Source organism: Dermabacter jinjuensis, from assembly GCF_902381725.1.
Classification (GTDB): domain Bacteria; phylum Actinomycetota; class Actinomycetes; order Actinomycetales; family Dermabacteraceae; genus Dermabacter; species Dermabacter hominis.
This window is the reverse complement of record NZ_LR698963.1, coordinates 1,356,816-1,369,589: the sequence shown is the minus strand read 5'-3', so window position 1 is coordinate 1,369,589 and position 12,774 is coordinate 1,356,816. Positions and strand designations below refer to the sequence as shown.

General features: G+C 63.3%; 17 protein-coding genes. 8 read left to right on the top strand and 9 right to left on the bottom strand.

The features are described from left to right. Positions 1-16: 16 nt before the first annotated feature. Positions 17-991 (bottom strand): GNAT family N-acetyltransferase, encoded by a 975-nt coding sequence (locus FXY94_RS11010; RefSeq protein WP_016664138.1) that lies wholly within the window; start codon positions 989-991, stop codon positions 17-19. Between the two features lie 512 nt (positions 992-1,503). Between FXY94_RS11010 and FXY94_RS06045 the strand changes: the two genes are divergently transcribed. Next, positions 1,504-2,046: a DUF488 domain-containing protein gene (locus tag FXY94_RS06045; protein ID WP_016664137.1), complete on the top strand. Its 543-nt coding sequence runs from the start codon at positions 1,504-1,506 to the stop codon at positions 2,044-2,046. Between the two features lie 439 nt (positions 2,047-2,485). Beyond that, on the top strand, positions 2,486-2,614 hold the full coding sequence (locus FXY94_RS11005) for a hypothetical protein (RefSeq protein ID WP_034372423.1): 129 nt from the start codon (positions 2,486-2,488) through the stop codon (positions 2,612-2,614). Positions 2,615-2,707: 93 nt separating this feature from the next. On the opposite strand, the gene FXY94_RS06035 is transcribed toward FXY94_RS11005, so the two are convergent. Beyond that, positions 2,708-4,231: a SulP family inorganic anion transporter gene (locus tag FXY94_RS06035; protein ID WP_016664135.1), complete on the bottom strand. Its 1,524-nt coding sequence runs from the start codon at positions 4,229-4,231 to the stop codon at positions 2,708-2,710. Positions 4,232-4,428: 197 nt separating this feature from the next. On the opposite strand from FXY94_RS06035, the gene FXY94_RS06030 reads away from it, so the two are divergent. The 4 genes from FXY94_RS06030 (at position 4,429) to FXY94_RS06015 (ending at position 7,838) form a co-directional block, all read left to right on the top strand. Further along, entirely contained in the window at positions 4,429-4,812 is a 384-nt protein-coding gene (locus FXY94_RS06030; RefSeq protein WP_016664134.1) for a MerR family transcriptional regulator, read from the top strand. 242 nt (positions 4,813-5,054) lie between these two features. Next, positions 5,055-5,507, top strand: a complete 453-nt coding sequence (locus FXY94_RS06025) for a hypothetical protein (protein ID WP_016664133.1) — start codon at positions 5,055-5,057, stop codon at positions 5,505-5,507. Between the two features lie 82 nt (positions 5,508-5,589). Next, positions 5,590-5,949 carry a Cd(II)/Pb(II)-sensing metalloregulatory transcriptional regulator CmtR gene (gene cmtR, locus FXY94_RS06020; protein WP_016664132.1) on the top strand — a complete coding sequence of 120 codons (360 nt, stop codon included), beginning with the start codon at positions 5,590-5,592 and terminating at the stop codon, positions 5,947-5,949. After that, on the top strand, positions 5,946-7,838 hold the full coding sequence (locus tag FXY94_RS06015) for a heavy metal translocating P-type ATPase (protein WP_016664131.1): 1,893 nt from the start codon (positions 5,946-5,948) through the stop codon (positions 7,836-7,838). The genes cmtR and FXY94_RS06015 overlap by 4 nt, the downstream gene beginning before the upstream one ends. 237 nt (positions 7,839-8,075) lie before the next feature. Here FXY94_RS06015 and FXY94_RS06010 read toward each other — a convergent pair whose 3' ends face one another. The 7 genes from FXY94_RS06010 to FXY94_RS05975 all read right to left on the bottom strand — a co-directional run bounded on the left by FXY94_RS06010 (position 8,076) and on the right by FXY94_RS05975 (position 11,247). After that, positions 8,076-8,516, bottom strand: coding sequence for an HIT family protein (locus FXY94_RS06010; RefSeq protein WP_016664130.1), 441 nt, complete (start codon positions 8,514-8,516; stop codon positions 8,076-8,078). Further along, positions 8,513-8,836 carry a HigA family addiction module antitoxin gene (locus FXY94_RS06005; RefSeq protein WP_016664129.1) on the bottom strand — a complete coding sequence of 108 codons (324 nt, stop codon included), beginning with the start codon at positions 8,834-8,836 and terminating at the stop codon, positions 8,513-8,515. The genes FXY94_RS06010 and FXY94_RS06005 overlap by 4 nt, the downstream gene beginning before the upstream one ends. Continuing rightward, positions 8,811-9,062 carry a type II toxin-antitoxin system RelE/ParE family toxin gene (locus FXY94_RS06000; RefSeq protein ID WP_081976445.1) on the bottom strand — a complete coding sequence of 84 codons (252 nt, stop codon included), beginning with the start codon at positions 9,060-9,062 and terminating at the stop codon, positions 8,811-8,813. Before FXY94_RS06000 ends, FXY94_RS06005 begins: the two co-directional genes overlap by 26 nt. A 9-nt stretch (positions 9,063-9,071) precedes the next feature. After that, entirely contained in the window at positions 9,072-9,377 is a 306-nt protein-coding gene (locus tag FXY94_RS05995) for a helix-turn-helix domain-containing protein (RefSeq protein ID WP_016664128.1), read from the bottom strand. A 5-nt stretch (positions 9,378-9,382) separates the two neighbouring features. Continuing rightward, entirely contained in the window at positions 9,383-9,733 is a 351-nt protein-coding gene (locus FXY94_RS05990; protein ID WP_016664127.1) for a type II toxin-antitoxin system RelE/ParE family toxin, read from the bottom strand. Positions 9,734-9,905: 172 nt separating this feature from the next. After that, positions 9,906-10,265: a DUF6176 family protein gene (locus FXY94_RS05985; protein WP_016664126.1), complete on the bottom strand. Its 360-nt coding sequence runs from the start codon at positions 10,263-10,265 to the stop codon at positions 9,906-9,908. Between the two features lie 355 nt (positions 10,266-10,620). Next, complete coding sequence (locus FXY94_RS05975; protein ID WP_016664125.1) at positions 10,621-11,247, bottom strand: MFS transporter; 627 nt, start codon at positions 11,245-11,247, stop codon at positions 10,621-10,623. 332 nt (positions 11,248-11,579) lie between these two features. On the opposite strand from FXY94_RS05975, the gene FXY94_RS05970 reads away from it, so the two are divergent. Continuing rightward, positions 11,580-11,894, top strand: coding sequence for a helix-turn-helix domain-containing protein (locus FXY94_RS05970; protein WP_016664124.1), 315 nt, complete (start codon positions 11,580-11,582; stop codon positions 11,892-11,894). Further along, positions 11,894-12,736, top strand: coding sequence for an IS3 family transposase (locus FXY94_RS05965; RefSeq protein WP_016664123.1), 843 nt, complete (start codon positions 11,894-11,896; stop codon positions 12,734-12,736). The genes FXY94_RS05970 and FXY94_RS05965 overlap by 1 nt, the downstream gene beginning before the upstream one ends. The last annotated feature ends 38 nt before the right edge of the window (positions 12,737-12,774 follow it).

The following is a 12,774-nucleotide window of genomic DNA, read 5'->3' as shown; positions in this document are numbered from 1 at the left end:
TGAAGCTCAGCGATCCTTACAAGGGCATGACCATGAACAAGCAGGGGTTGTCATCACCCCACAGATCAGTCTCCTCCAGCGGCAGGAAACCGCACTTCTCGTAGAAGTGGCGGGTGTGGGCGTATCCAGTGTCGGGATGCGATGGCCCCAAGGTCTTCACTTGGAGCAGTCGGACACCATCGACACGGGAGGCGGACGCCACGGCCCTGAGCATGGCCGATCCAACGCCCCGACCATGCCAGGCTCGGTCCACGACCATGAAGTGGATGTCGGCGGATACCGGGAAGTCGCGGTCGACCAAGGTCACGCCGATGACCCTTCCATGTTCGTCGCGCACAGACCACGTCTCCATGTGCCGGGCTGCGTCGATGTACTCCTGATTCGCTTCTTCCAGGCCGAACCACTCCGGGACTGTCGCCAGAAGCCGTGCGACGTCATCCGGGAGCTGCGTGTCTCTGCGGCACTCCCAGAGTGATGGATGAGGACGCAATGCGCACATCTTCACGCTGTCCCAGCGTCGGCCGTTCCACGACCGCGCCTCGGGAATCCGGCCACACTCGACGAAACCGCATCGTCTCGCTGAGGCGATCATCCTCTCGTTGCCTGACCATGTCTGAAGGGTGACGACGTGAGCGTCAGTCTCGTCGAAGATCAGGTCGAGCCACTGGGTGAGTGCCGCTCGGCCGATACCCCTCCCCCACCAACGTGGGTCGAAGACCACGATGCCAAGCTCCCACCAGCCGCCGCCTGCGGGCTCCTCCTCAAAGCGCGAAACAAAACCAACAGGTTCTCCATCGACCTCGATGATCCGGCGATCATGACTGCCTAATCCTGCACGCTGCCGCTGATCAAACTCCTCACGGCTGGGGTTCACAGGGGCCTCGAAGTAGGGCCCATCCCACAGCTTCCACGCGGCATCCGGCGTCGCGTGCTGCCAGGCCCACAAGAAGTCGAAATCATCGGCACTCACCGGCCGGAGAGTCACATTCACTGCGCCAGCCTACCTTGGCCGAGACTGGAGACATCAGGGTTTTTCGTCTCTCGCCCAGATGGCGAAAGCGCCGCTGCTCGACGGCTCGGCAGACCGGAACTACACATTGAACCTAAATTCGACGACGTATCGTTGCAAAAACACCTTCTCATTCGTGAATAGCAGCTAAAAACCACCACACCCCGCTATGTGCGGCAAAGATAGAGTGCACACCAGGTAGCCTCAGCCCCGCTCCTCGTGCAGCGGCATCCTTAAACAAGACATACATGGGATTCGCCCCACATACGATTAACTCAGGCTTCCGATGTCGCCCAAGCGATCCGTTGAAACTTAACCGAACGGTCCGTGCGGAATACTCGGCCATAAATGGGATTTATACGGCGGAAAGGTGGGCGCGAATGCATCAAACGTCCTGTCTGCTACCTCCGCGTTCTACCGGTCCGACCACCTGCCGATGCACGATACCTGGACGCCAATGTTGGTGTAACCGCTTGACGCGTAGCATTGGCGACATGCGCATTTTCACCGTGGGCCACTCCAACCTCGAGTTCGAGGACTTCGCTGAAATGATCAAGGCTGCCGGTGTGGTATCCATCGTGGATGTGCGCAAGCTGCCCGGGTCCAGGAAGTACCCGTGGTTCAACGGCGACCCCCTTGCCGAACACCTTCCTACATGTGGCATCACTTACAGCAGAAGTGAGGGCCTCACCGGGCGGCGCAACGTGTCCCACTCGGTGCCTTTTGAGGTTAACGGCAACTGGCGTAACCGCAGTTTCCACAATTACGCCGACCATGCGCTGGGCGGGGAGTTCTCGGACGCGCTCTCGCAGCTACGGGTGAACGCCGCCGAAACCCCCACCGCGATCATGTGCTCCGAGGCGGTGTGGTGGCGCTGCCACCGGCGTATCATCGCCGACCACCTCATCGCCCGCGGTGACGAGGTTGGCCACATTATGGGCCTGGGGGCAGCCGGGGCGACGGTGAACGAGGCAACGCTCAACGACGGCGCAGTCATCGGCAACGATCTCCTCGTGCGCTACGCCGAGCGGGACTAGCGCGTACCCCAGAGGCCAGGGGTGCGGAAACTCGGACTATGCCTCAGGCGCGACCTACGCCTTGTATTCATGGAGCGCCCGCCCCTTATGAGCAGCAGCATCGGAGGCACACCAGTGGATAGCACGCTCAAACGAGCTTTAGGTTAGGAAATCTGCACCCCTCAATCTAAGAAGACCACCGGGAACCCCGATAGTGCCCCGAAGCATCGAATCGAAAAACGTGCTACCGACTTGCCACGGACCTAGACGTTGAACTTGAAGTCCACGATATCTCGTTACAAAGTCACTCTCTCGTTAACACCACCAAAAGGAGCGTTATCCAATGAAGCGTTCCGATTCTTAAGCTTCGGGCATTACGCCTTCGGTGGCCAGCGCGGGTCATCCGCGGAAAAGATCGCCAAGACTCATCTGGATCGCCCAGGCTGCGAACGAAATCGGCGTGAACGACGCGTCCTTCCGAGTCCACTACTTCGTGCCGCAGGCCTCCGCCCCGATGCCGCTGCTCGGTGCTGTCGCGGCCACCACCAAACACATCGAGGTGGCCAACGGTGTCATCGACATGCGCTAGCGCATCTCATGGTTGTGACGTTGGATAGCGGCTGCCGCCCGCGGCTGCGCCGCGGTTGCCCCCGACGTGACCGACTGGCCCACCTGAGCCCTGTCAGTGACCGTTGCCGAGTCCTCCCGTGAGTCGGGCGTGGAACCCAGTCGTGAACTCGTTCATCCCGACGAGCTCGACCGTCTTGCCGTGCTGTTCGTATTTGGTCTCGATTGCGTCGAGCGCCGCGACGGTGGAGGCATCCCAGATGTGGGATCTCGTGAGGTCGATGATGACTCGGTCAGGGTCGTCGGCGTACTCGAACATGGTGGTGAGGTCGTTGCTGGAGGCGAACAGGAGCTGACCCTCGACTGTGTAATGCGCGATCCGAGCGCCATCCTGTTCAGTGATCTCACGCCTGACGTCGATGAGGTGGGCGACGCGGCGCACGAACATCACAGAGGCGACGAACACGCCGACGACGACACCGACGGCGAGGTTGTGGGTGGCGACGACGACGGCGACGGTGATGACCATGACGGTCGTCTCACTTTTAGGCATCCGGCGCAGGGTGGAGGGCTTGATGGAGTGCCAGTCGAAGGTACCTACGGAGACCATGATCATCACCGCGACCAGCGCCGCCATGGGGATGATCGCAACGATGTCGCCGAGGACGACGATGAGGGCCAAGAGGAACACACCTGCGAGGAACGTCGAGATGCGGGTGCGGGCCCCGGACGCCTTCACGTTGATCATGGTCTGCCCGATCATCGCGCAGCCACCCATGCCGCCAAACAGGCCGGAGAGCAGGTTCGCGACGCCCTGCCCCCAGCTCTCCCGGGTCTTGTTCGAGTGGGTGTCGGTCACATCGTCCACGAGCTTCGCCGTCATGAGCGATTCCATCAGGCCTACCAGCGCCATCGCGAGGGCAAACGGCGCGATGATCGTGAAAGTCCCCCATGTCAGCGGCACATTCGGTATGAACAGCTCGGGAAGGCTGCGCGGCAGCTCACCCTTGTCGCCGACTGCGGGTACGTTGATCGAGAAGACGACCGCGGCGGCGGTCACCAGAGCGATCGAGACCAGTGGGGCCGGTATGACCTTAGTGATCTTCGGTATGAGGACCATGATCAGCAGCCCGACCGCGACGAGAGGGTAGACCATCCAGGGCACGCCGATGAGTTCGGGCACCTGTGCCATGAAGATGAGGATCGCCAGCGCGTTGACAAAGCCGACCATGACGCTGCGCGGGATGAATCGCATGAGTCTGGCGACTCCGAAGACGGCGAGGAGGATCTGGAAGACCCCAGCCAGAAGCACCGTCGCGATGAAGTAGTCCAAGCCGTAGTCGCGGGCGACGGGGGCGATAACGAGAGCGATAGCGCCCGTCGCCGCGGTGATCATGGCGGGTCTGCCACCGAGGAACGCGATGGACACTGCCATCACGAATGAGGAGAACAAGCCCGCACGTGGATCGACGCCCGCGATGATCGAGAACGAGATCGCCTCGGGAATGAGCGCCAGCGCCACGACCAGGCCTGCGAGAACTTCGCGAGTGAGGATGCGCGGGGTCTTCAGTGCGGTGAGCACCGACGGTTCGGGCCGGTACCGACCCTTGTCTTCTTTGGTCGCAGTGGGCAAGGCCATGCGGTACCTCCATCTGTTCAGGGCGGCGCTCTCAGGCCAGGAGCGGAGAATGTCTGGTGGTGCGCGACAACGTGCGGCTTCGCCTGGCGATAGATCGCCACGGCGGAGGCATGTCCAGTCTCATGTGGACACGAGAGTCAACACTAACGTAACGTGAGAGTTGTGTCGAACTGAGACGATGAGATGAGGAGGCCCCCGTGCCCGAAGCGGGAATGATGCACATCGGAGAGCTGGCTGAGCGGACAGCTCTGTCGCAGCGCACCATCCGCCACTACGACGAGATCGGACTCTTGACACCCTCCGGACGCTCCGAGGGCGGGTTCCGGCTCTACACTGAGGGCGATCTCGGCAGACTCCTGCTGATCCGGCGCATGAAGCCACTGGGATACTCGCTCGATCAGATGGGCGACCTACTCCGGGCGCTCGACGGCGCAGATGGCGTCGGTGCTGCCGCCGAGAGCGCCCGGCGGGCGCTGAACGATTTCCGCACCGACGCGGAGGAACGCCGCGCGAAGCTTGCCAAGCAGCTTGACGCCGCTGACGAGTTCATCGGCCTGCTCGCCGCGCACTCCTCGGACTGAGTCGAAACAGACACACGATGCGCTATCTGTGCCAGCGAGGCCACTTCGAAGCGTTCATGGCTGCAGTGGACGGCAACGGATTCGCCACCGCCGCACCGCTGGACCGGCAGTAGCCCAACATATTCCAGCCCGGCTCCGCCCTGCCGGTCGTCCCCATGGTGCCCGAGCTGCGTTAGCACATTTCCTACGGCTCCGGCACCCACGCTTCTGTCGAGCAAACCGCCGAGGACGGACTCAACCTGATGTCGTCCACTCTGGTCTCCGAGACCAACGCCGAGCCCCTGAGCGAAATCCAGGCAGACCAGATCAGTCGCTACCGCGCCGCATGGAAGACGGCGGGCCATGCTTGGACGCCGCGCGCGTCGGTTTCGCGCTCCGTCTTCCCCATCGCTGACGGCGCGGACATGCAGATGTTCGGCATGCAGGCCACCGGCTCCGATCAGCTGGGCATGCTTCCCGACGTCGGCGCCTCCACCTTCGGTCGCACCTTCGCCGCTGAGCCCGACAAGCTCATTGAGCAGCTCAAAGCCGATCCCGCCGTCATGTCCGCCGACGCCCTGCTCATCATCATCCCCACCGGGATGGGCGTGGACGTCAACGTGAAGATCTTGGACAACTTCGCCACGCATGTCGCCCCCGCTTTCGGTTGGCAGCCGAACCGCGAAGGCCCAGTTACCGGCTATCCCATCGAGTAATTCCTGCAGGTCGCAAGCTCTTCGCTTCAATGTCAGTTCAGTGCATTTTGAATAGTTCGGCACACGTTGTATTGTTCAGTACATGCTGACTATTGCTTCACGCCTCGACGTCATGAACCGGCTCGGCCGGGCCATGGCTGATCCGACGCGCTCCCGAATCCTGATGACCCTACTCGACGGTCCGGGCTACCCGGCCGAGATTTCGCAAAGCTTGGATCTGACCCGCTCGAACGTCTCGAACCACCTGTCCTGCCTACGCGATTGCGGCATCGTCGTCGCCAAGCCGGAGGGCCGCAAGACTCGCTACGAAATCGCCGATCCGCACCTCGCGGCAGCGCTCGACGCGCTAGTTAACGCGACGTTGGCTATCGACGAAAACGCCCCGTGCATCGCCCCTGAGTGCTCGGTGCCCGGCTGCGGCGAGAAAGGAGCGGACGCATGAGTTCAGCATGTGGATGCGAACACGAACCCGCCACGGAGATCGAAGAGCTCGATCGGCCATGGTGGAAGGACCCCGAGCTACTGCTACCGATCTTCTCCGGCGTAGCCCTCATTACAGGGCTGGCGCTGGACTGGTCCGACTTGGAGACGCCCGCGACGGTACTGTATTGGCTTGGTCTGCTGTTGGGCGCTTACACGTTCGCACCTGGAGCGATCCGGAACCTTGTCACGAAGCGAAAGCTCGGCATTGGTTTGCTGATGACGATCAGCGCGGTAGGCGCGGTGATCCTCGGCTTCGTTGGAGAGGCCGCAGCGCTAGCGTTCCTGTACTCGATCGCCGAGGCGCTGGAGGACAAGGCAATGGATCGGGCCCAGGGCGGACTGCGGGCACTGTTGAAGTTGGTGCCGCAGACCGCAGCGGTACTGCGCGACGGCACGGCAGTCGAGGTCGTAGCAAAGGACCTCGTGGTTGGCGAGCTCATGGTCATACGCCCCGGGGAGCGGATCGCCACGGACGGCATCATTCGGTCTGGGCGCTCCAGCCTTGACACTTCAGCGATCACCGGAGAATCCATTCCGGAGGAGGTTGCGCCCGGCGACGAGGTGCCCGCGGGAGCAATCAACTCCGCCGGCGTGCTGGAGGTCGAAACGACCGCAGCTGGAACGGACAACTCACTGACCACACTCGTGGACCTGGTCGAGCAAGCGCAGGCGGAAAAGGGCGACCGCGCCCGGATCGCCGACCGGATTGCCCGACCCCTAGTGCCCGGGGTGATGATCCTGGCGGTGCTGGTCGGCGTGATCGGCTCGGTGCTGGGCGACCCCGAGACGTGGATCACCCGCGCGCTGGTGGTCCTGGTCGCAGCATCGCCGTGCGCGCTGGCAATCTCCGTGCCGCTGACGGTCGTGGCCGCGATCGGCGCAGCCAGCCAGTTCGGAGTGGTCATCAAGTCTGGCGCGGCGTTCGAGAGACTCGGCGGCATCCGTCACCTGGCAGTGGACAAAACCGGAACCCTTACCCGCAACCAGCCTGAGGTTACCGGAGTGGTCCCGGCAGACGGATTCGATCGGACGCAGGTGCTCTCCTTCGCGGCGGCCGTTGAGCAGCAATCGACGCACCCTCTCGCCGCGGCGATCGCGGCAGCGGGGCCCGAAGCGCCCACCGCCTCGGACATCAGCGAGGAAGCTGGGCATGGCATCGGCGGCACCGTCGAAGGTCGACGGGTACTTGTGGGCAGCCCCCGATGGATCGACGCCGGGCCACTGAAAGCGGACGTTGAGCGCATGGAGTCCGAGGGCCAGACCTGCGTCCTGGTCACCGTCGATGACGCTCTCGCCGGGGCGATCGGGGTCCGCGACGAGTTGCGGCCCGAGGTGCCCGAAGCCGTGCAGGCCCTGCACGCCAACGACGTGGAAGTAAGCATGCTCACCGGCGACAACACTCGCACCGCCCGGGCGCTGGCTCAAATCGCCGGAATCGACGACGTGCGCGCCGAGCTGCGCCCGGAGGACAAGGCAAGCATCGTCGCCGAGCTCTCCTCTAAGACGCCGACAGCGATGATCGGCGACGGCATCAACGACGCGCCGGCATTGGCGGGCGCTACGGTGGGCATCGCGATGGGAGCGACCGGCTCTGACGCCGCGATCGAGTCCGCTGACGTCGCCTTCACAGGCCACGACCTCCGGCTAATCCCGAAGGCACTACAGCACGCCCGCCGAGGCAGCAGGATCATCAACCAAAACATCGTGCTGTCTCTGGCCATCATCATCGTGTTGATGCCGCTGGCGATCAGCGGCGTGCTGGGCCTGGCCGCCGTCGTGTTGGTACACGAGGTCGCCGAAGTCATCGTGATTTTGAACGGCCTGCGGGCTGCGCAAGCGAAGCGCTGAGGCTTTGATCGGCAAGTCTGATAGGGATTCAACCACACGCCGCGCGGACGCACCTTGGACCAGGCGCGTCATTCGAGTTCACGGTCTGCCTCCGTGGAATCGGGATCGTACTCGGCCACCTGGCCCTTCTCGATGCATGCGGGCACGGGAGCTGTGGGCGAGCCGCCGCCCGGCACGTTCCCCCAGCCGACCAAGGGCCTCCGAGCGCTCCGGGTCTCCAACGCGGACCGTGGAAGCTCAGACGGCAGCCGCTAGCGTCGCACTGAGACGAGCACCAGCCGCCGCTTGATCGATCGCCGTGACAGCAGAGTTCGTCTCGGGCCACGTATCCACGCCGTCTCCGTTACGACGCGGCACCACATGGACGTGCCAGTGAGCAACCGACTGGTCACTCCCCGGACCACAGGCGCTCAGCAGATTAACCCCCGTACCGAGCCTCGCCTCCACCATCGCTGAACCAATAACGCTGCAAAGCTCAACCACCGCCGCGCGAGATTCGGACGTCGCCTCGAGGACCCCAAGGCAGTGTTGCTTCGGCACGACAAGCGTGTGCCCGGCTGACAGCGCAGAATCAGTCAACGTCAAGAAGGCAAGTGCCTGCGAACTCTCCGCAATGATGGTCGCAGGGCTGGAACCAGCTACGATGTCGCAGAAGATGCACTGATCGCTGGATTTCACGACGCCAGCTCCCAGGGCGTAGTCTCGTCCACCTGTTCGGCGGTGCGGACTGCAGCCAGTGCCAGCTCATGCCGCAACTGCAGATTCAGCCAGAACTGCGGCTCGATCGCGAAGTAGCGCCCCAGCCGTAGTGCCGTGTCCGCGGTGACCGCGCGCTTACCGTGCACAATCTCATTGACCCGACGCGGCGGCACACCGATCGAGGCCGCCAGCTTGTGCTGCGTAATGCCGAACCCCTCGATGAAGTCATCCATGAGGATCTCTCTCGGACGGATCGGCTCGATCAGGTCACTCTCAGCGGTCGTCGACGAGTTCGACATCGTCTGCACCTCCATCTCTCCAGACGAAGCAGAGACGCCATTGTGCGTTGACGCGGATGCTGTGCTGTCCCACGCGGTCCTCGTTTAGTGGCTCTAACCGGTTGCCAGGCGGTATGCACCGCGAGTCGACGAATCGAGCAGTGCGGGTCTGCGTCAGCTTTCGTGTGGTTGCGTTCTGGACACGGGAATCGACCGAGTTCAGGCACGCATGGCCATGGCGTCGCACGGGAGCCTGTCAGGCCACTTGGACGCGATGATCGCCCAGAACATACTCGATCGACAGACCGCCGCCAACCGCCTCAAGGTAATTGCGGATCGTACCGACCTTCGCATTATCAAGGTCGCCATGCTCGATCTTGGAGACCTGACGCTGACCCACGCCGATGCGTGCAGCGAGCTGCGCCTGCGTTAGACCAGCATCTTCACGAAGCTCACGGAGTCGGTATGCGCGCGTCTCGGCGAGCATCCTCTCCTTATGCGCGTCGACGCGCTCGCGGTCCACGGGATGCTCGGCGACAAAGTCCTTCAGTGACAGGGCCATTTCGGTCACTCTCCTCTCAATTTGCGCAGGTGTTCATCGAAAATGTCGTCGGCCAGTGGAACGTTCGTCTTGTACCAGCGCGTCCAGTTGCCAGCCTTGTCGCCAGCGATCAACATGATCGCTGAGCGCTCCGGATCGAATGCGAACAAGACGCGCAGCTCAGATCGTCCAGCCGAACCCGGCCGCAGCTCCTTCATGTTGCGATGTTGTGACGACGACACAGTGTCAACGATTGGCCGCCCGAGCTGTGGGCCACGTTCTTCGAGTAGCTCGATCGCAGCTATCACCTGCACCCGCGAATCATCGTCCAGCGAAGCGAGCCATTCGGCGATCAGCTCGATGTCCACGTTCCACATAACGCAAGCTTAGACCATATATGGTCTAAGCTCAACAGGGTGTAACAGCGTCTTCTCGGGCCGGCCAGCGCAGGCCCACAAGAACCCTGGAGGTCAGCGCGTCGTGCGCGATGATATTGATCACAATATCCGACACGCGCCAAACAGCGCGCAACTGGATGATCGCCGCGATCTATTCGCACACGAGAGGCACCATCGCTGCCTCCACACGCTGTGGCACCATGTGCACCCGCGGTGTGAGGTCCTCACCCGGATAGGTGTCATCGATGCACTCTTTCCAGAATGCGACGTGATGCTTGTCGAGCCAGTGTTCAGAATGATTGACAGACTGCCCACTCTCACCCTGCACGCTGTACCAGTAGAGGTAATCAACGTTGTCCACGACTTCGTGGAAGATCGTCTCGACGTACATCTCCTCGGGTTCGAGAGTCTCGCGTACTGCATCCTCATTCTCGTTCAGGAACGCCATCCACTCGTCAACTTTGGCTCGCGCGCCTTCCCGCACCCGAAACCTGGTGAGCTCAATTCGCATGCGACCAGCCAACCATGTAACGAGCGCTTCCGACGACAAAACGAAGGCGAACCGAGTCACACATTGAAGCGGAACTCCACCACGTTCCGTAGCCGAATAACCTCAGCTTGCGAACTCGGCAAAGCAGCGCGATGAGCACGCCGCAGAGAGCCAGCGGCGCACCGAGCCGGTCGAGCCCGTCGTCCAGGAAGACCGCCATGTCGTGGGAGAGCAGGACGATTGGAGTGACCGTGACCAGCAGGAGGAGGATCCGCGCGATGACGTCGGCGCGGTGCTCGCGCAGGATTGCGCCGATGCCCGGCTGCCCTTCGTCTGCTGCGGTGCCCGCGGCTCGTCGGGGAGCGGTGACCGCGGGTCAGGTTCGATCCCTACTCCGCTCGACCAGACAGACCGCTGCCGCAGCAGTTGAGAGGGCGGCGACGATTGCGACCGGCAGCCAGGCGGTGCCGCCGATGAGCGCTCCGGCGACGGCGGTGCCGGCCGAGCCGGCGGCGATCTTCAGCGCGCCGACCCAGATGAAGATCTGCCCGCGCGCCTCGGGCGGGGCGTACTCGCTCCGAGCCGCGAGCGTAGCCGCGAAGAACAGTGAGTTCGCAATCCCTGCTGCGCCGAACGCGACGAGGGCAGCAGTGAAGTTCGTCGTCGCGATGACCAGGAGCAGTGCCGCAGCGACGACTGCCGCGAGGACGCCGGTGAGCTTGTCGGCGTCCCCGTGCAGCGGCCGGACCATGAGCAGCCCGGAGCCGGCGAGGGTGCCGATTCCGTAGCTTGCGACCAGGCTCCCGGCCAGCGCCGCCTCGCCCAGGGACTGCGCGACCGCGACGGCATAGATCGGCAGCGCCGCGACGGAGAATGCGACGACGACGGTCAGGACGAGAGTGCGCCGCAGCGGGCCGGATCGCCGGATCGTGACGAGGGTGCGTCCTGGGGACGGGACCGCGCCGGGGTCGTCGAGCGGGGACTGGCGCGGCAGGGCGAGCACGGCTCCGGCCCCGACGACCTCAGCGGCCGCCAGTGCCAGGGTCGCGACGAGCGGGCTCGCGGCTGCGGCGAGCCAGGCGACCGCGGCCGGTCCCAGGGTGCCGCTGAGCCTGAAGTGCTCCCCGGAAGTTGGACTGAGAATTCAGTTTCTTCTTCCGGGGAGTCTTCATGTATGCGAGTAGTTCTCTGACCCAAGCCCAGCAGCGGGCGGCTGTAGGGTTGTTCGAGGCGGGCTGGGGCGACACGGCCGTGGCGTCTGAGCTTGGTGTGAGTCGTTGGCCGGTGCGAAAGTTGTTCCAGCGTTGGCGTGTTCGAGGCAGAGGAGCGCTGGTCATGGCATCGGGCAAGAAGGTCTATCCGTTCGAAACGAAGGTGGCCGTCGCGCAGCGTTTCCTGGCTGGGGAGCCGAAGACGGACCTGGCGATCGAATTCGGTCTGTCCTCTCCCCAGATCGTCCAGAGATGGGGAAGGATCCTGCGCGAGCAGGGCGAAGACGGTCTCAGACCCAGACCACGAGGTCGGAAGACGGCCACGGGGCCGTCCGACGAGATCGAAACTCTGCGGCGCGAGGTTGAGCGGCTGAGGGCGGAGAACGCCTACCTGGGAAAATTGCGGGCCTTGATGGAGCCACAAAGTCGGTCAAGGTGATGGCCGTCGTTTCCCTCAAGGCAGACCACAGGCTCACCGATCTGCTCGCCGCGGCCGGGCTGGCGAGATCCACGTTCTTCTATCACCAAGCCCGCCTCACCGCCCCGGACCCGCAGGCTGGGTTGAAGGCGGCGATCAGGGAGGTCTTCGAGGCCTCGCGTCGCCGGTTCGGGCATCGACGGGTCTGGGCCAAACTGCGGGCCCAGGGCTGGATCGTCGCGAAGAAGACCGTCCTGAAGTTCATGCGCGACCTCGGGCTGCGTTGCGAGATTCGCCGCAAGCGGTTCCGGTCCTTCAAGGGCGAGGTCGGCAAGACCTTCCCGAACCTTCTCCAGCGTGACTTCACCACCACTGGCCCGAACCAGAAGTGGGTCACCGACGTCACCGAGTTCCACCTCGACGGCGAGAAGGTGTATCTGTCGGCGGTCATGGACCTGTTCGACCGCCAGATCATAGGCGCGACCATCGGCCCGTCACCGAACCTGGCCCTGACCAACACCTCCCTGGAACAGGCCGTCGGCCGGCTGCGAGAGGGAGACCACCCGATCGTCCACTCGGACCAGGGATTCCAATATCAGCACTGGCAATGGCGCAGGATCCTCGGCCAGGCCGGCGCGAGAGGATCGATGTCCCGGCGCGGGAACTGCCTCGACAATGCCGTAATCGAGAGCTTCTTCGGCCACCTCAAGGACGAACTGTTCTGCTCGACCACGATCACCACCGTCGAGCAACTCACCACCGAGTTCACCGACTACATCGACTGGTTCAACCACCACCGCCCCCACAACAGCAACAAGGGCCTGCCCCCGGTCCAATACCGGGAACAGACCCTTGCCGCCTAGGCCCTAGGCTTTCAAACCAGTCCGACAATCGGGGACCA